The 21,791-nt window shown below is 66.5% G+C and carries 14 protein-coding genes and 2 rRNA genes (1 of these 16 cut by a window edge); 6 read left to right on the plus strand and 10 right to left on the minus strand.

What is annotated here, in order from left to right; all coding sequences use genetic code 11:
• Nucleotides 1-13: 13 nt before the first annotated feature.
• The 4 genes from ACZK13_RS20695 to glyQ form a co-directional block, all read right to left on the minus strand.
• On the minus strand, nucleotides 14-3,874 hold the full coding sequence (locus tag ACZK13_RS20695; protein ID WP_125893295.1) for a translocation/assembly module TamB domain-containing protein: 3,861 nt from the start codon (nucleotides 3,872-3,874) through the stop codon (nucleotides 14-16).
• Nucleotides 3,871-5,667, minus strand: a complete 1,797-nt coding sequence (locus tag ACZK13_RS20700; protein ID WP_080291770.1) for an autotransporter assembly complex protein TamA — start codon at nucleotides 5,665-5,667, stop codon at nucleotides 3,871-3,873. Before ACZK13_RS20700 ends, ACZK13_RS20695 begins: the two co-directional genes overlap by 4 nt.
• Before the next feature lie 260 nt (nucleotides 5,668-5,927).
• Complete coding sequence (gene glyS, locus ACZK13_RS20705) at nucleotides 5,928-8,003, minus strand: glycine--tRNA ligase subunit beta (RefSeq protein ID WP_125893293.1); 2,076 nt, start codon at nucleotides 8,001-8,003, stop codon at nucleotides 5,928-5,930.
• 87 nt (nucleotides 8,004-8,090) lie between these two features.
• Nucleotides 8,091-9,002, minus strand: a complete 912-nt coding sequence (glyQ, locus tag ACZK13_RS20710; RefSeq protein WP_006403404.1) for a glycine--tRNA ligase subunit alpha — start codon at nucleotides 9,000-9,002, stop codon at nucleotides 8,091-8,093.
• An 83-nt stretch (nucleotides 9,003-9,085) separates the two neighbouring features.
• On the opposite strand from glyQ, the gene ACZK13_RS20715 reads away from it, so the two are divergent.
• The 3 genes from ACZK13_RS20715 to ACZK13_RS20725 are packed head-to-tail and all read left to right on the plus strand — an operon-like array spanning nucleotide 9,086 to nucleotide 12,601.
• Nucleotides 9,086-10,921: a GspE/PulE family protein gene (locus ACZK13_RS20715; protein ID WP_049424290.1), complete on the plus strand. Its 1,836-nt coding sequence runs from the start codon at nucleotides 9,086-9,088 to the stop codon at nucleotides 10,919-10,921.
• A complete protein-coding gene (locus ACZK13_RS20720) occupies nucleotides 10,893-11,639 on the plus strand; it encodes a glutamine amidotransferase (protein ID WP_032128456.1) in 747 nt (248 codons plus the stop codon). Before ACZK13_RS20715 ends, ACZK13_RS20720 begins: the two co-directional genes overlap by 29 nt.
• Before the next feature lie 50 nt (nucleotides 11,640-11,689).
• A complete protein-coding gene (locus tag ACZK13_RS20725) occupies nucleotides 11,690-12,601 on the plus strand; it encodes a BPSS1780 family membrane protein (RefSeq protein WP_043399673.1) in 912 nt (303 codons plus the stop codon).
• Nucleotides 12,602-12,687: 86 nt separating this feature from the next.
• Here the strand turns inward: ACZK13_RS20725 and tatC are convergent, their stop codons facing one another.
• The 4 genes from tatC to ACZK13_RS20745 all read right to left on the minus strand — a co-directional run bounded on the left by tatC (nucleotide 12,688) and on the right by ACZK13_RS20745 (nucleotide 15,107).
• Entirely contained in the window at nucleotides 12,688-13,437 is a 750-nt protein-coding gene (tatC, locus tag ACZK13_RS20730) for a twin-arginine translocase subunit TatC (protein ID WP_032128455.1), read from the minus strand.
• A complete protein-coding gene (gene tatB, locus ACZK13_RS20735; protein WP_253145845.1) occupies nucleotides 13,434-13,895 on the minus strand; it encodes a Sec-independent protein translocase protein TatB in 462 nt (153 codons plus the stop codon). The genes tatC and tatB overlap by 4 nt, the downstream gene beginning before the upstream one ends.
• Before the next feature lie 15 nt (nucleotides 13,896-13,910).
• Nucleotides 13,911-14,138 carry a Sec-independent protein translocase subunit TatA gene (gene tatA / locus ACZK13_RS20740; RefSeq protein ID WP_032128453.1) on the minus strand — a complete coding sequence of 76 codons (228 nt, stop codon included), beginning with the start codon at nucleotides 14,136-14,138 and terminating at the stop codon, nucleotides 13,911-13,913.
• A 75-nt stretch (nucleotides 14,139-14,213) separates the two neighbouring features.
• The gene (locus ACZK13_RS20745) at nucleotides 14,214-15,107 is read right to left on the minus strand and encodes a lipid-binding SYLF domain-containing protein (RefSeq protein WP_253145855.1); all 894 of its coding nucleotides are present in this window, start codon (nucleotides 15,105-15,107) and stop codon (nucleotides 14,214-14,216) included.
• Nucleotides 15,108-15,272: 165 nt separating this feature from the next.
• Between ACZK13_RS20745 and hemH the strand changes: the two genes are divergently transcribed.
• The 3 genes from hemH to ACZK13_RS20760 all read left to right on the plus strand — a co-directional run bounded on the left by hemH (nucleotide 15,273) and on the right by ACZK13_RS20760 (nucleotide 19,482).
• Nucleotides 15,273-16,235, plus strand: a complete 963-nt coding sequence (hemH, locus tag ACZK13_RS20750) for a ferrochelatase (protein WP_032128451.1) — start codon at nucleotides 15,273-15,275, stop codon at nucleotides 16,233-16,235.
• Nucleotides 16,232-17,086, plus strand: coding sequence for an alpha/beta fold hydrolase (locus ACZK13_RS20755; protein WP_032128450.1), 855 nt, complete (start codon nucleotides 16,232-16,234; stop codon nucleotides 17,084-17,086). Before hemH ends, ACZK13_RS20755 begins: the two co-directional genes overlap by 4 nt.
• Nucleotides 17,087-17,376: 290 nt before the next feature.
• Nucleotides 17,377-19,482, plus strand: coding sequence for a methyl-accepting chemotaxis protein (locus ACZK13_RS20760; protein WP_253145858.1), 2,106 nt, complete (start codon nucleotides 17,377-17,379; stop codon nucleotides 19,480-19,482).
• Nucleotides 19,483-19,936: 454 nt separating this feature from the next.
• Here the strand turns inward: ACZK13_RS20760 and rrf are convergent.
• Together rrf and ACZK13_RS20770 are read right to left on the minus strand one after the other, a co-directional pair.
• Nucleotides 19,937-20,051 (minus strand): 5S ribosomal RNA (gene rrf, locus ACZK13_RS20765).
• Between the two features lie 127 nt (nucleotides 20,052-20,178).
• Nucleotides 20,179-21,791: ribosomal RNA gene (locus tag ACZK13_RS20770) — 23S ribosomal RNA — on the minus strand (it continues 1,268 nt past the right edge of the window).

A 21,791-nucleotide genomic window follows, 5' to 3' on the forward strand; every position in this document is an offset into this window, starting at 1 on the left:
CACTACCGCATCGTTACTTCTCCCGCCGCCAGTTGATCGACCCACGGTTTTCCACCGTGCTCGATTCCACTTCCACGTCGAAGCCGCGGCGCAGCAGGTACTTCAGCGTGATCACCGAACCGGCACCGACCAGCGACACGCCGTAACCGACGTACAGCTTGGGCGAGATGTACTTGCCGACGCCGATCACCGAGCCACCCAGCGCGCGCGACTGGCTCACGCCGGCATCGTCCAGGCCCAGCTTGGCACCCAGCTGCGAGGCCAGCAGGCCGCTGCCGGCCGACAATGCCGCCGAGGCCGCATTGACCTGCTGCGTCTGGTCGCTGCTGGCGCCGGTCAGGCTGCGTCCCAGCACCAGATAAGCCAGGGCTTCGGACTGCGACATCGCCGGGTCAGACCACACGTCCGCACGCGGCTGCTGCGCACGCCCGGTCACGTCGATACCAGCAGTGACATCACCGATCCGGCGCTCGGCACGGATGTTGATGCGCGGGTCGGACACCGCGTTGTAGTTCCAGGTGAGGTTGCCGCGGGTGATGGTCAGGTCCTGCCCGTACGCCTTGTAGCGGCCACTCACTTCCAGCCCACCATTGGCGGTCATCTCGCGGCCAGGCTTGGCCCAGACCTGCATCTTGCCGGTCAGCGCGCCCTTCAGGCCGAAGCCGGTCATCTTCACCTTGTCACCGAGGCTGACGGTCAGCTCCATGTCCAGCGGCGAGGTACGCGACTCTTCCGGATCGGCCGGGTCGAGCACCACCACGTCTTCGGACACCGAGGTGCCGCGGTCCAGGCGCTCCAGATCGATGTCGGCCTCGGGCACGTGCACGGTGCCACGCAGCTCCATCGCGGCCTTGGCCAGGGTGAAGTCGAGGTTGGGATTGGCGACGATGCGCAGCTCGCTGGTGTTGGACAGCAGCACGTTGTCGCCGTGGATCTTCAACTGCAGCGGCTGTGCATCGCCGAACCACGACAGGCCACCATCCACGTACAGCGTGCCCTGGCCGGAGTTGGCCTGCGCGGTGATCTTGGCCGAACCATCGGGCTGGGCCACGAAGCTGCCCTTGCCCTGGTCGAAGGTCAGGCCGAGTGCCGGGAATTCACCCTTGAAGTTGCTCAGCTGCGCGTCACCGCCCAGCGACGGCTGGCCACGCGTACCGCGCAGGCTGACGTGGCCTTCGATCAGGCCGGTCGGTCGCACGATGTCCGGCGAGAACAGCTCCAGCCAGTACAGCCGCGACATGTTGAGATAGAGCTCGCCGTTCAACGGCGCGCTGGCTTCCCAACCGGTCTGCATCCTGGCATCGACGAAGCCGTTGCCCTGGAAGCCCATGCCCAAGTAGCCCTTGATGCTGGCCGGGGTCATGTCGAGCTTGAGCGAGAACTGATCGTAGCGCACCAGCTCGCCACGGGTGGTGTCCCCCACGGCATTGCGGTTCTCACCCAGGCGCACGCCGCCTTCCTTCGAGCGCACTTCCACATGGCCTTCCCAGGCGTTGCCGCGCGGGCGGATCTGCGCATCCAGGCTGACATCGCCACGCAGGTAGATGCGACGGCCGGACTGCGGCGGCAACCACGGCTGCACCAGCGCCAGTGGCAGCGCATCACTGCGCACCACCAGGCCTTCGCGCGGCCAGTTGGCCTGTGCGCACAGTGTGCCGCTGCTGGCAGCGGCCAGGCAGGCTTCGCCCAGCGTGTAGTTGCTGCCGTTGATCGCGAACGCCGCCGGTGCACGCAGCGACCAGGCATCGCCCTTCACCGGTGCGATGCGCAGCGCGGCCAGCTCGCCGCGCCACTGCGCGCCCTGCTGGCGCACGCTGCCCTGCAGCTCGATCGCGCCCATCTCGTTGCGGGTCTGCGCGGCCAGGCGCAGGTTGGAGACACTGCCCTGCGCATCCACGTTCAAGCGTTCCAGCAGCATGCCGGCATTGACCTCCTGGCCCTGGATCGCCAGCGTGCCGCTGTCGCCGCGCCACGGCAGGTGGCCCTTGATGCTCACGCTCTCGGCGCCGTAGCCGTCCCAGTTGAGGTTGTTGCCGACCAGGTCGGCGGTGATGTCCGGCGCATCGCGCGGGCCCTTCACCTGTACCTGGCCACGCAGGCCGCCATCGGCGCCCGGCAGCAGGTCACTCAGCTGCAGCGGTTCGAAACGCGCATCGATGTCGAGGCGGTCACCGACCTTGCCCGAAGCGGTCACCCGGCTGCTGCCCAGCGACAGCTTCAGGTCACCCTGGCCCTGCGCGCCCTGCAGCGCGAACTTGCCCTGCGCGTCCAGGTTGCGCTGACGCAGCACGCCCTTCAACGACGGCAGATCGACCGTGGCTTCCAACGTGCCGGCGGTACCCGGCGGTGCGTTTGCCGGCGGCGGCAGCTGGCGGCCCTTGGAGGCCAGGTTGCCGGACAGGCGGCCATTCCATCCCGGCACGAAATAGCCGGGGTCGAAGTCCTTCAGCGTGGCCTTGGCATCCCAGTCCAGCTGCGGTGCCCACGCCACCTGGCCTTCCACCTGCAGCTGGCCACCCGGGGTCTGCGCCTGCAGCTGGTGGATCGACGCGGCCTGATCGTTGCCGCGCACATCGAAGTGCAGCTGTGCCTTCTGCGCGTCGCGCTCGACCTCGGCGCGGCCGATCGCCGCCCAGGCCTTCAGGGTACCGGCCAGGCCGAAGCGTGCTTCCTTCAAGGTGACCGGCACCGGGGCGCTGCCGGCGGTGTTCGGGTCCGCCGCTGGCACGTAGGTCAGGTCATGTGCGACCACCGAGAAGTTGAGCTTCTGCTGGTCTTCCTGGCTGAAATCGGCGGTGCCTTCCAGCCGCGCCTCACCGCCAAGACCCTTCACCAGCAGCGGTGAGACTTTCAGCACCTGGTCCTGCAGCGACACCACCGACGGTGCCAGTTCCAGTTCCTGATCGCCCTGTTTCACCTTGCCACGCAGGTTGGCGTTGCCGCCCTTGCCGGCGGCGGTGAAGTCCAGTGCCAGCGGCGCGATCGCCGAGCTGGCCAGTGCCGGCGACAGCAGCGCCAGATCCAGCTCGTCACTGCGGATGCTGGCGCTCCAGCTCGGATCGGTGCGGCCATCGAACACCAGCATCGCGTGCAGCGGCTTCGGCGCGCGCCCGGCTACGGCCACTTCCATGTGCGACAGGTCACCGCGCGCGACCAGGCCGACGGTGGCGGCCGTGCGGCCACGCGGCGCCGGCAGCACCGCGGTGACGGTCACATCGGTGTCGTAGTCCTTGGCCGGGATGTAACGACCCTGGGCGGTGAAATTGCCCATGTCGCTGTCCACCACCAGTTTGTGTGCCTGGAACTCGCCATTGGCGATCTCGATGCCGCCGCGCACGCGACTGATGTCGATCACCGGCTCGTTGGCCTGGCTGATGCGGAAGCCGTCGATGGCGATGGCATCGGCCTGGATCGCCAACGGCATTTCGATCTGCGGCAGCGAATCCGGCCACGACGGCAGCTTGAACGGCTCGTCACTCTTGGCCAGGTTCAGCGTCGCGTTGGTCAGCTCCAGCTTGTCCAGCAGCAGCTTGCGGCCCAGCAGCGGGCGCAGGTCCGGCTCCAGGTGCGCGCGCTCGGCGTGGAAATGGATGTCGTCGTAGCGGAAGTCGACGTTGTACAGGGTCAGCGGACCGGCCACCGGGCCGTCCACCTTGTCCCAGGTGAAGCTGGCGCCCACCGGCAGCCGTGCCACCACCTGCGCCAGCAGCACGTCACGGCCGGCCACGGTCTGCAGCAGCCAGTACACCGCCAGCAGGGCCAGCAGCACCAGGCCCAGCACGCCCACACCGGACCAGGCCCAGAAGCGGCGGCGGCGGTAGAAGCGCACGCGCGGCGGCGTGGTCGGGTTCGGAGTCGGTGCGGGCGTACTCACAGGTCCGCTCCGATGTTGAGGTACAGCTGGAACTGCGAATCCGGGTTGTTCAAGCCATGCGCGATATCCACGCGCACCGGGCCCACCGGCGATTTCCAGCGCACGCCGAAGCCGACGCCGGTATGCAGATCGATGGTGTTGTCGAAGGCGCTGCCGGTATCGACGAACACCGCCGCACCCCACGGGCCACCATTGAAGTAGTGCTCGTACTCGGCCGAGCCGATCACCAGGTTCTTGGCGCCCAGCGCGTACTTGTCCGGTGCCGGGGTCCGCGGGCCCACCTCGCGATAGGCATAGCCGCGGATGCTGCGGTCACCACCGGCGAAGTAGCGCAGGCTGGGCGGCATGGCCACCAGATCACTGGTCCAGGTGGTGCCACCCTCGCCGCGCAGGATCAGGCGGTTGCTTTCGCCCACCGGGATGTACCAGCGCAGCACGGCATTGGCCTGCACGAAGCTGGTGTCCGAACCGGCACCTTCAACGCCGGCACGCATCGTCGCAGTACCGCTGATGCCCTTGCGCGGGAACAGTTCGTCATCGACGTTGACGTAGTCGGCGACCATCTGCGGGTACACCAGCGTCGACGTGTTGTAGACCGCGTCGGTGAATTCGGTGCCGGAGGCATAGCGCCAGCGCTCGCGCAGTGCGTTGATCGAGGCGATCGCGGTCCAGTGTTCGTTGATCTCGCCGCTGCGGCTGGCGATCAGCTTGAAGTTGCGCAGGTCGATGTAGTCGGTCTGCTCGTCGTAGGCGCTGGCAGCGAAGGTGTACCAGCCATCAAGCCAGTTGAAGGCCGGAATGCGGTAGCTGGTGACCAGGCTCTTGCGCTTCTGCGCATAGTCCAGCTGCGTGTTCATCTTGTGGCCGCGGTTGTTCAGCCACCGCCGTTCGATGCCACCGCGCACACCCGGGCCACTTTCGCTGCCGTAGCTCAGACCCGCGGTGTAGATGGTGCGCTTGGCACGGGTCAGCTTCACATCCACCGGCACTTCGCCGTTCGCATCGGCCTGGTCGGGCCGCGGCTGGATGTCGATCACGCTGAAGTAGTCCAGCTTGGTCAGCGACTCGCGCAGCCGGTCCAGCTTGCCCTCGTGGAAGTAGCTGCCCTGTTCCCAGTAGACCAGCGGATCGAACAGCTTGTCGACGAAGTAGTCCTGCTCGAAACGCACCGGTCCCATGTTGTAGCGGCGGCCGCTGTCCCAGGTCAGGTCGATGTCGGCGGCGTTGTCGGCACGGGTGATCTGCACCTGACGCTGGGTGTAGTCGGCATCGAAATAGCCACGTTCGGCCAGGCGACGGGTGACGGTGATCTTGCTGGCTTCGTACTGCGTGTGTTCGAAACGCTGGCCCTTGCGCGGCTTGAACGCGGCCAGATCGTCCTGCAGGTACTGGTCGTACATCGCCGGCCCGGTGATGTCGATGTGCTCGCGGCGGACGGTCACCGGGGTGCCCTTGTCGACATGGATCAGCACGCGCACGTGCTCGTCCTCGCGCGGTGCCTCGACCTTGATCACCGGGTTGTAGTACCCGAACGGTTCCAGTGCCTGGCGGGTCTGCCGCTCGGCCTGTGACAGCAGGTACTCCAGGCGCGATTCGCCCTGTTCCTTGCCGATCGTGTCGTACAGCGACAGCGATTCCTGGATGTTCTCGATGATTGCGGCGTCGTCGCCCTTGTCCAATCCCTTGATGTCCACCTTGTCGATGGTGCCGCGCGCGTGGGCCACGGAGGTGGCGGCCAGCGACAGGACCATCAGCGGCAGGGCGTATTTCTTTGGCTGCATGCGGCACAGCATACCGACCGAAGGTGACGATGCGAAATGCATCACGTCATTCGGGATCGGTTGTTAAGTGGCGGTCAAAATACGCGCCTTTGTGGCGATCGTCGTGATCGCAGCCGAGGATGCCGGCATCGTGCGCGATGCCGGCAATGACCCCGATGGACATCCGCCAGCGGTGATCCGGTAGTGCCGGCCGCTGGCCGGCAACCCACAGACCGATCCGATGCGCGGTGGCAATGCCAGTAGATCCACGCCATGCGTGGATGGGCCGCCAATCAGCTCGACAGATGCTCGATCGCTGCCACCTTGCCCAGCCGCTCGCCCAGCATCGTCAGCAGCGCCAGGCGGTTGCCACGCAGCGCCGGATCCTCGGCATTGACCATCACGCCATCGAAGAACGCGTCGACCTGCGGGCGCAGGCGTGCCAGGCGCGCCAGCACAGCCACATAGTCCTTGTGCTGCAGGCTGGCGCCGGTGTCGTCGATGGCCGCGGTGACCGCTTCAGCCAGCGCGCGCTCGGCGTCTTCCTGCAGCAGCGCCGGGTCGATCTGGGCCGGGATGTCGCCTTCGGCCTTGCGGAGGATGTTGCGGATGCGCTTGTTGGCCGCAGCCAGCGCCTCGGCTTCCGGCAGCGCGGCGAAGGTGCCGATCGCATCCAGGCGGCGGCCGAAGTCGTACAGCGAGGCCGGCTTCAGCTCGGCGACCGCGTTGAAGTGCGTGGCCGGCACGCCCTTGTCGGCGTAGTAGCCCTTCAGGCGGTCGAGGATGAAGTCGTACAGCTCGCCGACGTCGGCCTGCACGTTGCGCGCGGCCAGGCCGGCGTTGGCGCTGGCCAGCAGCGCGCGCAGGTCCAGCTCGAAGCCGCTTTCGATGATCGTGCGGGCCAGGCCCAGCGCGTTGCGGCGCAGGGCGAACGGGTCCTTGTTGCCGGTCGGCTTCAGGCCAGCGGCGAAGCCACCGGCCAGCGTGTCGACACGTTCAGCAATCGCCAGCACCTTGCCCAGCGGCGATAGCGCGATGTCGTCACCGCCGAAGCGCGGCTGGTAGGCCTCGTCGATGGCCAGCGCCACCTCCTGCGATTCACCACCGGCCACGGCGTAGTGGCGGCCGGCGATGCCCTGCAGTTCCGGGAATTCGTTGACCATGCGCGACTGCAGGTCGTTCTTGGCCAACTGCGCGGCCCGCTTGGCCTGCGCGGCGTCGGCGCCGACCTGGGGGGCGATCACTTCGGCCAGAGCGGCCACGCGCGCCACCTTGTCGGCCACGCTGCCCAGCTTGGCCTGGTAGGTCACCGTCTTCAGGCCGTCGCCCATCGACACCAGGCCCTGCTTCAGGTCCTCGTCGAAGAAGAACTTGGCATCGGCGAAGCGCGGGCGGATCACGCGCTCGTAGCCCTTGGCCACTTCGGCCACGTCCTTCGATTCGATGTTGGCGATGCCGATGAACTTCTCGGTCAGGGTGCCAGCGGCATCCAGCACCGGGAAGAACTTCTGGTTGATCTCCATCGTCTCGATCAGCGCTTCCTGCGGCACCGCCAGGAACGCGCGTTCGAAGCTGCACAGCACTGCCGACGGCCATTCGACCAGGTTCACCACCTGTTCCAGGTTGTCGTCGGTGATGCGGGCGCTGCCACCGGCCTTGGCCGCAGCGGCCTCGACCTCGGCGACGATGCGCGCGCGGCGCTCGCTCGGGTCGACCAGCACGAAGGCGGCGCGCAGGGCTTCAACGTAGTCCTGCGGCTGGGCCAGCGACACGGCCTGGTCGTGGTGGAAACGATGGCCGCGGCTGACACGGCCGGCCTGCAGGCCGAACAGCTCGGCCTCGACCACGTTGGCACCGTGCAGCAGCACCAGCCAATGCGCCGGGCGCGCGAAGCCCCAGGCGTGGTCGCCCCAGCGCATCGGCTTGGGAATCGGCATCGCCGCAATCGCCTCGCGCAGGATCTCCGGCAGCAGGCTGGCAGTGCTCGCGCCCGGGGTCACCGCGCGGTGCACGAAGCGCTCACCCTTGTTGTCGGTGGTCTTTTCCAGCGCGGTCCAGTCGATCCCGGCCTTGGCGGCGAAGCCCTGCAGGGCCTTGGTCGGCTGGCCTTCGGCATCCAGCGCGATGTTCAGGTACGGGCCCAGCACTTCGCTGTGCTGTTCCGGCTGTTCCAGGCCGACGCCCGGCAGCAGCACGGCCAGGCGGCGCGGGGTCGACAACGGGCGCGCATCGCCCAGTTCCAGCGCGACGCCGCGCTTGCGCAGGCCTTCGACGACACCGTCGAAGAACGCCTGGGCCAGGCCCGGCAGCGCCTTGACCGGCAGCTCCTCGGTGCCCAGTTCGATCAGCAGGGGGGACAGTTGGCTCATCGGTTCGATCCTGTGGTGGGGGCGCAGCGCGCAACGCGTCCGGCGCCCCGGGTAGTGGGTGAAAAGCGGGTCGGTGCAGGAAGGCCGTCAGGCCTTCTTCGCACCCGGGAAGCCCAGCTTCTCGCGCTGCTCGTAGTACGCCTTGGCCACCGCCTGGGCCAGCGCGCGCACGCGCAGGATGTAGCGCTGGCGCTCGGTCACGCTGATCGCGCGGCGCGCATCCAGCAGGTTGAAGGTGTGGCTGGCCTTCATCACCTGTTCGTAGGCCGGCAGCGGCAGGTTCACTTCCACCAGCTTCTGCGCTTCACGCTCGCAGGCATCGAAGCGGTGGAACATTTCTTCCACGTCGGCGTATTCGAAGTTGTAGGTGCTCTGCTCCACTTCGTTCTGGTGGTACACGTCGCCGTAGGTCACCGGCTGGCCGTCCGGGCCGTAGGTCCAGACCAGGTCGTAGACGTTGTCGCAGTTCTGCAGGTACATGCACAGGCGTTCGAGACCATAGGTGATCTCGCCCAGCACCGGGCGGCACTCCAGGCCACCGGCCTGCTGGAAGTAGGTGAACTGGGTCACCTCCATGCCGTTGAGCCAGACTTCCCAGCCCAGGCCCCAGGCGCCCAGCGTCGGCGATTCCCAGTTGTCCTCGACGAAACGCAGGTCGTGCACCAGCGGATCGATGCCCAGTGCCTTCAGCGAATCCAGGTACAGCTGCTGGATGTTGTCCGGCGCCGGCTTCATCGCCACCTGGTACTGGTAGTAGCGCTGCAAACGGTTCGGGTTCTCGCCGTAGCGGCCGTCGGTCGGGCGGCGCGAGGGCTGCACGTAGGCCGCGTTCCAGCTCTCCGGACCGATCGCACGCAGGAATGTGGCCGGGTGGAAGGTACCGGCGCCCACCTCCAGGTCGAGCGGCTGGATGAGCACGCAGCCCTGCTGGGCCCAGAACTGGTTCAGGGTCTGGATCAGGCCCTGGAAGGTGATCGGAACGGTCGGGGTCGCGGACATGCGTACGAGTCTTGGCCGGCAAGGGGGTGCGTTAGTATAACGGCCGACCTGCGGGGCATTCCGTACCCGGGAGGAGCAGGCAGATGGAACATCGGCTGCCGGTGGGCACGCCCGGCGAGGCTGGCGGCGTACCGCTGCCGTGGGGACGGCTGCAGTTCGAGCAGATTGCCGCGGCCCTGATCGCCGATGGCCTGGTGGCCGAGCAGGACCGCGAGCGCATGCGTTTTTCCGCGCAGGGCGCACGCAACGCCAGTGAAGTGCACCCGCTGGTGCTGCTGTCCAACCTCAAGCTGGCCGCCAACGGCGGTGGCGAACTGACCCTGGAGCGCCTCACCGAGTGGCTGGCGCAGCGCACCGGCAGCCGCTACCTGCGCATCGACCCGACCCGGGTCGACGTCGCCGCGGTCACCGCGCTGGTCTCCCATGCCTACGCGCGCCGCCACCGTTTCCTGCCGTTGGCGGTGGATGCCGAGCGCGTGCTGGTGGCCACCAGCGAGCCACTGGTGCAGGAATGGCGCCGCGACCTGCAGCACCTGACCCGCCGCCGCATCGAGCTGGCGGTGGTCAACCCGCTGGACCTGCACCGCTACACCATGGAGTTCTACGGGGTGACCCGCTCGGTGCGCGGCGCCCGTGGCGACGTGCGTGGCGAAGCCAATACCACCCTGCCCAGCTTCGAACAGCTGGTGGAGCTGGGCCGCACCGGCGACGTCAATGCCGACGACCAGCACATCGTGCATATCGTGGACTGGCTGCTGCAGTACGCCTACGAGCAGCGCGCGTCGGACATCCACCTGGAGCCGCGCCGCGAAATGGGGCGCATGCGCTTCCGCATCGACGGCGTGCTGCACAAGGTGTTCGAGGTACCGCCGGCGGTGATGACCGCGGTGGTCAGCCGCATCAAGGTGCTCGGCCGCATGGACCTGGCCGAACGCCGGCGCCCGCAGGATGGCCGCATCAAGACCCGTTCGCCGGGCGGCCGCGAGGTCGAGATGCGCCTGTCGACCATGCCCACCGCCTTCGGCGAGAAGTGCGTGATGCGCATCTTCGACCCTGATGCCGCCTTCAAGAGCATCGACCAGCTCGGTTTCAGCCCGCAGGAGGCGGCGGGCTGGAATGCGCTGGTGGAGCGTCCGCACGGCATCGTGCTGGTGACCGGCCCGACCGGCTCGGGCAAGACCACCACCCTGTATTCCACGCTGAAGCGGCTGGCCACGCCGGACGTGAACGTGTGCACGGTGGAGGACCCGATCGAGATGATCGCGCCCGAGTTCAACCAGATGCAGGTGCAGACCAACATCGACCTGGATTTCGCCAGCGGCGTGCGCACGCTGCTGCGGCAGGACCCGGACATCATCATGATCGGCGAGATCCGCGACCTGGAAACCGCGCAGATGGCGGTGCAGGCCTCGCTGACCGGCCACCTGGTGCTGTCCACCCTGCATACCAACGACGCGCCCTCGGCGGTAACCCGCCTGCTCGACCTGGGCGTGCCGCACTACCTGCTGGCCAGCACCCTCAACGGCATCCTCGCCCAGCGACTGGTGCGCACGCTGTGCCCGCACTGCAAGCAGCCGCACAGCCTCGGCGCCGCCGACTGGGCGGTGCTGGCTGATAGCCATGCCGCATATCCAGATGCCGCCACGCCCTGTCGGCCGGTCGGTTGCCTGGAGTGCCGGCGCACCGGATTCCTCGGCCGCATCGGCCTGTATGAGTTGCTGCCATTGGGTTCGCGGCTGCGCGGGCAGATCCGCGCCGACATGGATCTGGCCGGTTTCAGCCGGGCTGCGCGGGCTGAAGGGCTGCGAACCCTGCGCCAGGCCGGGCTTGAAAAGGTGGCGCAGGGGCTGACTACAATCGAGGAAGTCCTGTCAGTGCTGCCGCCCCCGGATGAACCCAGCCCCGTTCCTGATCCTTGAAACCGGCCGCCCGGTACCCTCGCTGCGCCGCTACGGGCGCTTTCCGCACTGGATCCGCGTCGCCGCCGGGCTGGAAGAGCACGAGACGGTGGTGGTCGATGTCGAACACGGTGGCGCCCTGCCCGACCCACATGCCTTCGCTGGCGTGCTGGTGACCGGCTCGGCCGCCTTCGTCACCGACCACGCCGAGTGGAGCGAGCGCAGCGCCGCATGGCTGCGCCAGACCGCCCACGACGACCTGCCGGTATTCGGCATCTGCTATGGCCATCAGCTGCTGGCGCACGCGCTGGGTGGCGAGGTGGCCTACAACCCGGCCGGGCGCGAGTCCGGCACGATCGAGCTGGAACTGCAGCCGCAGGCCGCGCAGGACCCGCTGTTCCAGGGCCTGCCGCAGCATTTCGCCGCCCATGCCACCCACCTGCAGACCGTGCTGCGCGCCCCGGAAGGTGCCGAAGTGCTGGCACGCTCGCCGCTGGACGGCTGCCACGCCTTCCGCTGGGGCCGCCAGGCGTGGGGCGTGCAGTTCCATCCGGAATTCGCCACCCACCACATGCGCGGCTACGTGCGCGCCCGCGCCGACTGCATCGGCCGCCACGGCGGCTGCGCCCGCAGCATCGAGCGCGCGGTCAGCGCCGCACCGCTGGCCCGCCAGCTGTTGCGCCGCTTCGTCCGCCAGGCGCGGCTGTCTTCAGCCCAGCCGGTGGCAAAACAGGGATAATCGGCGGCACGGGCAGCCGCCCGGCCCCCTCCTGTCCTTCCCGGATGTCCATGAAAGAGATTCGCAAGCTGCCGGCCTCGGCGGGCGCCCAGTGGTTGCTGGATACGTTCTCCCTGTACCGGCGTGCGCCGCTGCAGCTGGCCCGGATCGGCCTGACCTGGCTGCTGGTGAGCTGGGTGGTGACCCTGCTGTCGACCTTGATTCCCGGCGCCGCCGGCATGGCAGTACAGCTCATGACCCTGGCCATTTCGCCGATCATGTTCGGCGGCATGCTGTATGCCGTGGGCGAGATCGACGAAGGCCGCCCGGGCCTGGCCTCGCACCTGCTGCAGCCGATCCGCGACCACCGCGTCAGCCACCTGCTGGTGCCGCTGGCGATCCAGGTGCTGGCGGTCCTGCTGCTGGGCGCGCTGTTGTTCATGATGATCGGCCGCGAGGGCTTCACCGCCTTCAGCGAGGTCATGACCAAGATGGAAGAGATCAGCCGCAGTGGCCAGCAGATCAAGCCGGATGATGCGGCCGCGCTGGTCGCCAACCTGCCGGCCAAGCGCATCGCGCTGTGGATGCTGCTGGTGTTCCTGAGCGCGGTGGCGCTGTCGCTGGCGATGTTCACCCAGCCGGCGCTGGTGGTGTTCGACAAGCAGAGCGGCATGCATGCGCTGCGCCTGAGCCTGCAGGGCTGCATCGAGAACATCGGCGCGATGTTCGTGTTCGCCGCGCTCGGCCTGATCGCCGCGTTCTGCATGTACATCCTGTTCGTGATCGTGATCCAGATCGCGATGCTGATCGGTGGCCCGCTGGCTGCGGCCTTCATCGCCCAGCTGGTGCTGACCACGGTGCTGATGCCGCTGTATGTCGGCGCGGTCTACGCCGCGTGGAAGCAGATGTTCGTGCATCGCGGCAGCCGCGCGGCCCCACCGATCCCGACCACGCCGACCTCAAGCGACGTGTTCCACGCCTGACGGAAAAAGGGGACGGAGGGGATTAAGTCGTTTATGCCCAGTGTGTGCAGCTAACGACTTAATCCCCTCCGTCCCCTTTTTTTCTTTCAGGCGGCGGGTTTCTTCACTACCGACGACGGCACCAGCCAGCGTGCGGCGTGGATGCCCAGCTCGTAGAGCAGGCACATCGGAATCGCCAACATCAGCTGCGAGACCACGTCCGGCGGGGTCAGCACTGCGGCCACCACGAAGATGCCGACGATCGCGTAGCCACGGCCTTCCTTGAACTGCTGCGGCGTCACCCAGCCCAGCAGCACCAGGATCACCATCGCCACCGGCAGTTCGAAGCTGCCGCCGAAGGCAAAGAAGATCGCCAGCACGAAATCCAGGTAGGCGTTCGCATCCGGAGTGATCGCGATCACGTCCGGGCTGAAGGTGGTCAGGAAGTGGAACACCGCCGGCAGCACCAGGAAGTAGGCAAAGGCACAGCCGGCGTAGAACAGCAGCACCGACGACACCAGCAACGGCACCGCCAGGCGCTTCTCGCGCGCATACAGGCCCGGGGCAACGAACGCCCACAGCTGGTACAGCAGCCACGGCACCGCCACGAACAGGGCCACGAAGAAAGTCAGCTTCAGCGGGGCGAAGAACGCACCGGCCGGGTTGGTGGCGATCATCGTCTGCCCGTTCGGCAGCTGCGAGACCAGCGGTTCGGCCAGCGCGTTGTAGAGCTTCTGGGTAAACGGCAGCAGCGCCAGCAGCACCACGCCCAGGCCCAGCAATGCGCGCACCAGGCGGCCGCGCAGTTCCACCAGATGTTCGACCAGCGAGCTTTCGCCGAAATCCTGTTCACTCATGGCTGGCGCTCCGGGCTGCTCTGCGGCGGCGGCGCACCGGCATCAGGGGGTGTCGCCGGCGTCGGCTCGGGAGCAACGCTCTCCTGTGCCGGCGCATCGGCGTCGGGCACGGCGTTCATGTACGGCGGAAGATCTGCGGGCGCCGGCGCGCGTACTTCCTGCGCCAGCGTATCGCCCTGCTGCTGGGCCTCCTGCGCTTCGCGGCGGATTGCTTCACCGCTGGCACGCAACTGGTTCTCGGTGTCCTGCATGCCCTGGCGCACGTCCTGCATCTGCCGCTTGATGTCCTCGGCCTGCAGTTCGCGCTCCAGTTCCTGTTTCACCGAATCCCACTGATTACGGGCACGTCGCACCCACAGGCCGGCGAAGCGGGCCGCCTTGGGCAGGCGCTCGGGACCGAGCACCACCAGGGCGACCACCGCAATCACCAGCAGCTCGCTGAAGCCGATATCAAACACCGCGACCGCTCCGGATCAGCGAGCGTTACGGTCGTGCTCGTCCTGCGCGGCGCGCGAGGCGTCCTGACTGCGCGATTCATCGCCCAGCTGCGCGTTCGGCTTGTCCTCGTCGCGCATGCCCTTCTTGAATTCCTTGACCGCCGAACCGAGATCCTTGGCGCCACTGGTCAGGCGCTTGGTGCCGAACACCAGCAGGACGATGGCCAGCACGACCAACCAATGCCAGATGCTGAAACTGCCCATAAAGACGCTCGTTACGTTAGTGATCAGGCTGTCGAGCATAGCGCACCGGGTGTCAGCCGGCGCGCGTGACGAAAGTCAGTTTCCGCCCAGCGTTTCCGTGCGGATTTCGCCGTCGTTGACCGGCTGGAAGCCCTGCTGCTGCGGCGGCGGGTTCTGCGGCACGTTCTGCAGCGGTGCGGTAGTGGCTTCGGCCGGGGCGGCCGGCGCTGCCTGAACAGGCGCCGGAGCAACCGCCGGGGCCGCTGCCGGACGCGGCGCGTTACCGCCGTTGCCGCTGCGGTTGTTACGCGCGGCGTAGGTGGCCTCTTCCAGGCGGTCGCGGAACGTGACCACATCCATCGACGGCGAACCGGCCGCGCGGCCTTCGAAGATCATGCGCGGCGTGGTGTTGCTGCCGTAGGCGTCCAGATTGGCGGCATCGTCGATCTGCAGCACCGCACCATCCAGGGCGACACCGGCGAACAGGCCGCGGGCGCGCGACCAGGACCAGATCTCGGCCTTCAGCTGACCGTCGGTGGCGGCGGCGGCATTGCGGCCGACCGGGCCGGCGGCGACACCCGCATCGGCGCCCAGCGTGAACTTGCCGTTGACCAGGTTGTCCAGGCTCCGGTCGTTGCGGAACACCAGCACCACATCGGAGGACTGCACGCCGGCCTGGAAGCCGATACTGCCGCCGGTGAGCTTCACGAACACCGGGTTGGACCAGGCACCGTTGGGCATGCGCACGGACATCAGGCCGTGGCCACGACGACCGCCAATGACCAGACCGGCCTTGATCGTGTCGGGAATGACGATGACCGCGCGGCCTTCGTCGAGCAATTTGTCCGGAATGCCCTGTTCAGGGATTTCCTGGATTTCAGCCAGCACGCGCACGGCATTGCGGGCACGCTGGTCTTCCTGCGGTCCGGCCATGGCCTGGCTGGACAGCAGGCTGGCGGCGATCAGCAGGGCTTGGATCGGGCGACGCATGGCAGGCTCCAGAAGTCAGTCCATAGGAAGATATAGCAAGTGACTGAAATTAGTAGTGTTGTCATGAATCCCCAATGAGCGTTCCCTGCTCACATTGATGCGCGCTATGCCTGCAATCCGAACCCTGCATCCCGGCGCGGCACCGGATCGGCGACAATACCGCTCATGCTCGACGCACCCGATACCGCCGTGCTGGCGGTCAACCTAGGCACGCCCGAGACGCCGACGGCCCCCGCCGTACGCCGTTACCTGGCTGAATTCCTGTCCGACCCCCGCGTGGTCTCGATCCCGGCACTGCTGTGGCAGCCGTTGCTGCGCGGACTGATCCTGCCGCTGCGCAGCAGCCGTTCAGCGGCCAAGTACGCCCAGGTCTGGCTGCCGGAGGGCTCTCCGCTGATGGTGCATACGCGCCAGCTGGCGCAGGCCATGCAAGCGCTGTTGCCGACCCTGACGGTGCGCCATGCAATGCGCTATGGCGAACCGGCGCTGGCCAGCGAACTCGACCGGCTGGCGGCCGACGGTGCGCGCCGCATCGTGGTGCTGCCGCTGTACCCGCAGTACTCCACCACCACCACCGCCTCGGTCGAAGACCGCGTCGATGCCTGGCAGCGCCGCAATCCGGGCGTGACCGTGAGCCTGGTACGCGACTATTCGGTCGATCCGGGCTGGGTCGACGCCGTTGCCGGCTCGATCCGCCGCTACTGGGAACAGCACGGTCGTGGCCAGAAACTGATGTTCTCCTTCCACGGCATTCCGCAGCGCCTGGCCGATGCCGGCGATCCGTATCCGCAGCGCTGCGAGGCCAGTGCGCAGGCCATCGCCAAGGCGCTGGAGCTGGGCAGGGACGACTGGCAGATGGGCTATCAGTCGCGCTTCGGCCGCGAGCGGTGGCTGCAGCCGTATGCCGAGCCCAGCCTGTGGGCGCTGGCCGAATCCGGCGTGAAGCAGATCGACGTGGTGTGTCCGGGCTTCGCCACCGACTGTCTGGAGACGCTGGAAGAAGTGGCACTGGGCTTCACCGAAACACTGGCCGAGCGCGGCGCGACGATGCGCTACATCCCCTGCCTCAACGCCGAACCGGAGCACGCGCGTGCGCTGGCACGGCTGGCCGTGGCGTCACTGGCATGAGCCTGCAGCCGTTTGAACTCGAGGTCGGTGGCGCGCGCGTCGCCGGCCTGCGCAACTACGGTGATGGCCCGCGCGTGCTGGCCCTGCATGGCTGGCTCGACAACGCGGCCAGCTTCGTGCCGCTGGCGCCGCACCTGTCGTCGTTGCAGCTGGTGGCCATCGACCTGCCCGGCCACGGCCACAGCGCGCATCTGCCGGCCGGTGCCAGCTACACCACGGCCGCCGCCATCTGTCACGTACTCGACGTCGCCGACGCGCTGGGCTGGGACCGTTTCAGCCTGCTTGGCCATTCGATGGGCGCCGGCATCGCCAGCCTCACCGCCTCGGTCAGCGACCGTGTCGAACGGCTGGTGGCGATCGAAGCACTCGGCGGCCTGCGTGGTCCTGAGGAAGAAACCGCCAACCGCCTGCGCGAACATGTAAATGCCACACGCGCACTGGCACGCAAGCAGCTGCGCGTGTTCCCCGACCTCGCCGCGCCGATCCGCGCGCGGATGATGACCAACCAGCTCAGCGAGCGCTGTGCACGGCTGCTGGTCGAGCGCGGCGTGGAGCCGGTCGAAGGTGGTTACCGCTGGTGCAGCGACCCGCGCCTGATGCTGCCCACTGCGATCCGCCTCAGCGAAGGCCAGATCGACAACCTGCTGCAGGCCATCGCCTGCCCGACGCAGGTGATCTACGCCACACCGGCGCAGTCGTACTATCCCGAGCCGATGCGCAGCGATCGCCTGCAGCACCTGCGCGATGGCCGTCTGGCGGTGTTTGCCGGCAACCATCACCTGCACATGGAAGACCCGGAACAGATCGCGGGCGTGATCCTGCACTTCTTCAGCAACGGCAACGCCGGCTGAGCAAACGTATCCGCGCGCTTCACTCCGCGCGTTTGCGGCCGATACATCAGTTGCGGGCCCCTGCGTCCGCAGCACGCAGGTCCGGTCGGGCCTGCGGCGTGTGTCTGGTTCTGCAAGGAAGTCCGCATGCCCGCTCTGCTGCACCGTCACCCACAGGACGTGGCCACGGTGTCCCGTCTCCGCGTCGCTGATCGCGCCGCATTCCCCGAGTTCCCGGCTCGCGCCCTGCTCACGCACTCCTGCGTGCGCCGCGGCGTGGCTGTTGTCGTTTGCTGATCCAGGAGTCGCCGATGTCCGTTGCATCCTCCCGTCCCCCCGATACCGCCCGCATGCCGCATCTGCAGCAGCTCGCGCGCCGCGCTGACCGTCGACTGCTGATCGGCAGCGCGGCGTTGGCTGTGGCTGGCCTCGTGCTCGCCCTGCGTGGGCCCCACGTACCGGGCGCTGCGTTGGCCGCGGCCGCCGTACTGCCCGCCCTCTGGCTGGCCGGTCCACAGGCGGGCCGGGCCGTCGCCCGCAATGGCCAGGCATTGCTGTTGTCGCTGCAGCTGGCCTTGTTGTGCGCGATCGTCAGCCTGTCACCGGCATTGCCGATTGCGCTGTTGCTGGGCGTGCTGCTCAGCCACCGCGATCGCCTGCCGGTATGGCTGGCCGGTGGTGTTGGCACCCTCGCCCTGCTGGTACCGCTGCTGCACGGCGCAGCCGTGGGACCGACGTTGCTGCAGGCGGGCCTGTTCGCCAGCCTGACCGTGTTCCTCGGCCAGGTCGCGCTGCGCCTGCGCCAGCAGACCGAGGCACTTGGCCACGGCCCACGCCGCCTGGCGGCACTGGCGCGCGATATCGCGACGGGCACCGATCTGAGCGCACATGCGGATACCGCGGCCTATGCACCCGGTTCGCTGGCCCATGCACTGGCCGATACCGCCCGCCACGTACAGGCGCAGCGTGGGCGCGAGGCTGACGCGCATGCCGAGAATGCGCAGATCCGCCAGGCGCTCGACGCCTCGCGCACCGCGATGATGATTGCCGACAACGACCACGTGATCCGTTACGTGAACCGCTCGGTGGTGGCCCTGCTGCGCAACCAGCAGGCAACACTGCGCCAGGCCTTCCCCGACTTCGACGCCGAGCGCCTGGTCGGCAGCAGCATCCACCGCTTCCACGCCAACCCGGACCGCATCCGCGCGATCCTCAATGGCCTGCAGGTCACGCACAACGGCAAGGTGCAGATCGGCCCGGTGCACTTCGCGCAGGTGGTCACCCCGGTGTTCGATGCGCAGGGCGTGCGCCTGGGCTTCGCCGTGGAATGGCATGACCGCACCCATGAACTCGCGCTGGAAAACGCCGTGGCCGGCATCGTCGCTGCGGCAGCGGCCGGTGATCTCGACCAGCGCCTGCAGGCCACTGAAGGTGCCAGTTTCCTCGATGGGCTGACCGGTGGCATCAACCAGCTGCTCGATACGCTCGGCAGCACCGTCAACGAAGTGCGGCAGATGCTCTCGGCACTGGCCAATGGCGATCTGGACCGGCGCATGCACGGCGAGTATCACGGTGCTTTCGCTGCCATCCAGCGCGATGCGAATGCCACGGCCGGTCAGTTGGCACGCATGGTCGGTCGCATCCAGGAATGTGCGGCGTCGATCAGTACCGCCGCCAGCGAGATTGCCGCCGGCAACGGCGCGTTGTCCGAGCGCAGCGAGCGCCAGGCCGCGCACCTGCAGGAGACCGCAGCATCGATGGAGGAACTCACCGCCACCGTGCGCCAGAACGCCGCCCATGCTCGTGAGGCCAGTGCGTTGGCAGCTTCCACGCAGAGCGCTGCCAGTGACGGCAACACAGCCATGCAGCGCGTGGTGAATACCATGCAGGCCATCGAAGGTGCCTCGAAGCGGATCGGCGACATCACCGGCGTCATCGACGGCATTGCCTTCCAGACCAATATCCTGGCCTTGAACGCAGCCGTGGAGGCGGCACGCGCCGGCGAACAGGGCCGAGGCTTCGCGGTCGTGGCCAGCGAGGTGCGGGTACTGGCGCAGCGCTCTGCGGCGGCGGCCCAGGAGATCAAGAAGCTGATCGACGAAGCCGGCCGCCAGGTGGGTGAGGGTGCCCAGCTGGTAGCTGACGCCGGCCAACGCATGCAGGGCATTGTTGGCGGCGTGGAGGATGTCAGCCACCTGATGCGCGAGATTTCCGCGGCGTCGCAGGAGCAGTCGATCGGCATTGAGCAGATCAACCAGACCGTGGTGCAGATGGATCAGGCCACACAGCAGAATGCCGCGCTGGTGGAGGAAGCTACCGCCGCCGCACGCGAGCTGCAGAGCCAGGCCGGCACACTGACCGAAGCGGTTTCGGTGTTCCGCCAGCAGGAACCGCACGAGGTCTCGCAGGCCGCCTGATCCGGGCCTTCAGTTCGATCCTGATCAAGACGGCGCCCGCAAGGCGCCGTCTTTTTGTTGCGTAGGCCTTGCTGCCAGTAGCTGCCAACCTTGGTTGGCGCCGTGGTTCCTCACGGAGGGCATCCACGCATGGCGTGGATCTACTGGTAGTGCCGGCCGCTGGTCGGCAATCACAGCCACGCGCACTGTCTGGGCCTGCTGCCGGGGTTGGCACCGATCTTTGCAGGGACAGCCCATCCACGCACGGCGTGGATCTACTGTGGGTCCGCATGCCCTCGGTAGACGCCAACCTTGGTTGGCGCTGTGGCTACCCGCGGAGAATATCCGCGTATGGCCTGGATCTAACGGGCGATGTAACGCCATCGGGTTGCCGGCCAGCGGCCGGCACTACCCGCATTTCGCGCGCACAAAGAAAAACCCCGCTGCGTGAGCAGCGGGGTTTTTTGGGTATAAACCCTGGCGATGACCTACTCTCGCATGGCTTGAGCCACACTACCATCGGCGCAGCTGCGTTTCACTTCCGAGTTCGGGATGGGATCGGGTGGTTCCACAGCGCTAATTTCACCAGGGAGGCGGTTGGAGCGTCGCCATCCGATACAGCTGGATAAGGCGCCTGCCTCTCGTAGTTCTTGTGACGTAGCGTGCACTTGGATGCTCTTACGACGCTGTCGTAAAGCCAAGGCAACTTGAGGTTATATGGTCAAGCCTCTCGGATCATTAGTATCAGTTAGCTCAATACATTGCTGTACTTACACACCTGACCTATCAACCACGTAGTCTACATGGTTCCTTCAGGGGGCTTGTGCCCCGGGAGATCTCATCTTGAGGCGCGCTTCCCGCTTAGATGCTTTCAGCGGTTATCGCTTCCGAACATAGCTACCCGGCAATGCCACTGGCGTGACAACCGGAACACCAGAGGTTCGTCCACTCCGGTCCTCTCGTACTAGGAGCAGCCCCTCTCAAATCTCCAACGCCCATGGCAGATAGGGACCGAACTGTCTCACGACGTTCTGAACCCAGCTCGCGTACCACTTTAAATGGCGAACAGCCATACCCTTGGGACCGACTACAGCCCCAGGATGTGATGAGCCGACATCGAGGTGCCAAACACCGCCGTCGATATGAACTCTTGGGCGGTATCAGCCTGTTATCCCCGGAGTACCTTTTATCCGTTGAGCGATGGCCCTTCCATACAGAACCACCGGATCACTAAGTCCTAGTTTCCTACCTGCTTGATCCGTCGATCTTGCAGTCAAGCACGCTTATGCCTTTGCACACAGTGCGCGATGTCCGACCGCGCTGAGCGTACCTTCGAGCTCCTCCGTTACTCTTTAGGAGGAGACCGCCCCAGTCAAACTACCCACCATACACGGTCCCCGACCCAGATAATGGGCCCAGGTTAGAACGTCAAGCACGACAGGGTGGTATTTCAAGGATGGCTCCACTGCAGCTAGCGCCACAGTTTCATAGCCTCCCACCTATCCTACACAGACGAACTCAACGTTCAGTGTAAAGCTATAGTAAAGGTTCACGGGGTCTTTCCGTCTTGCCACGGGAACGCTGCATCTTCACAGCGATTTCAATTTCACTGAGTCTCGGGTGGAGACAGCGCCGCTGTCGTTACGCCATTCGTGCAGGTCGGAACTTACCCGACAAGGAATTTCGCTACCTTAGGACCGTTATAGTTACGGCCGCCGTTTACTGGGGCTTCGATCAAGAGCTTCGCCTTGCGGCTGACCCCATCAATTAACCTTCCAGCACCGGGCAGGCGTCACACCCTATACGTCCACTTTCGTGTTTGCAGAGTGCTGTGTTTTTGATAAACAGTCGCAGCGGCCTGGTTACTGCGACCCTCTTCAGCTATAGCTCGCACGAGCCACAAAAAAAGGGTGCACCTTCTCCCGAAGTTACGGTGCCATGTTGCCTAGTTCCTTCACCCGAGTTCTCTCAAGCGCCTGAGAATTCTCATCCTACCCACCTGTGTCGGTTTACGGTACGGTCTGCGTAAGCTGAAGCTTAGGAGCTTTTCCTGGAAGCGTGGTATCAGTGACTTCGTCTTAAAGACTCGTCTCGGTGCTCGGTCTTAAAGGATCCCGGATTTGCCAAAGATCCAAACCTACCGCCTTTCCCCAGGACAACCAACGCCTGGTACACCTAACCTTCTCCGTCCCTCCATCGCACTTACGCGAGGTGCAGGAATATTAACCTGCTTCCCATCGACTACGACTTTCGTCCTCGCCTTAGGGGCCGACTCACCCTGCGCCGATTAACGTTGCGCAAGGAAACCTTGGGCTTTCGGCGTGCGGGTT

The organism is Stenotrophomonas sp. 99219_Sma (assembly GCF_056480785.1).

Bases quoted from the DNA above. Each gene is read 5' to 3' on its own strand.
- ACZK13_RS20700 (WP_080291770.1), bottom strand. From the start codon at position 5,667: ATGCTGTGCCGCATGCAGCCAAAGAAATACGCCCTGCCGCTGATGGTC.
- glyS (WP_125893293.1), bottom strand. From the start codon at position 8,003: ATGAGCCAACTGTCCCCCCTGCTGATCGAACTGGGCACCGAGGAGCTG.
- glyQ (WP_006403404.1), bottom strand. From the start codon at position 9,002: ATGTCCGCGACCCCGACCGTTCCGATCACCTTCCAGGGCCTGATCCAG.
- ACZK13_RS20715 (WP_049424290.1), top strand. From the start codon at position 9,086: ATGGAACATCGGCTGCCGGTGGGCACGCCCGGCGAGGCTGGCGGCGTA.
- ACZK13_RS20720 (WP_032128456.1), top strand. From the start codon at position 10,893: ATGAACCCAGCCCCGTTCCTGATCCTTGAAACCGGCCGCCCGGTACCC.
- ACZK13_RS20725 (WP_043399673.1), top strand. From the start codon at position 11,690: ATGAAAGAGATTCGCAAGCTGCCGGCCTCGGCGGGCGCCCAGTGGTTG.
- tatC (WP_032128455.1), bottom strand. From the start codon at position 13,437: ATGAGTGAACAGGATTTCGGCGAAAGCTCGCTGGTCGAACATCTGGTG.
- tatA (WP_032128453.1), bottom strand. From the start codon at position 14,138: ATGGGCAGTTTCAGCATCTGGCATTGGTTGGTCGTGCTGGCCATCGTC.
- ACZK13_RS20745 (WP_253145855.1), bottom strand. From the start codon at position 15,107: ATGCGTCGCCCGATCCAAGCCCTGCTGATCGCCGCCAGCCTGCTGTCC.
- hemH (WP_032128451.1), top strand. From the start codon at position 15,273: ATGCTCGACGCACCCGATACCGCCGTGCTGGCGGTCAACCTAGGCACG.
- ACZK13_RS20755 (WP_032128450.1), top strand. From the start codon at position 16,232: ATGAGCCTGCAGCCGTTTGAACTCGAGGTCGGTGGCGCGCGCGTCGCC.
- ACZK13_RS20760 (WP_253145858.1), top strand. From the start codon at position 17,377: ATGTCCGTTGCATCCTCCCGTCCCCCCGATACCGCCCGCATGCCGCAT.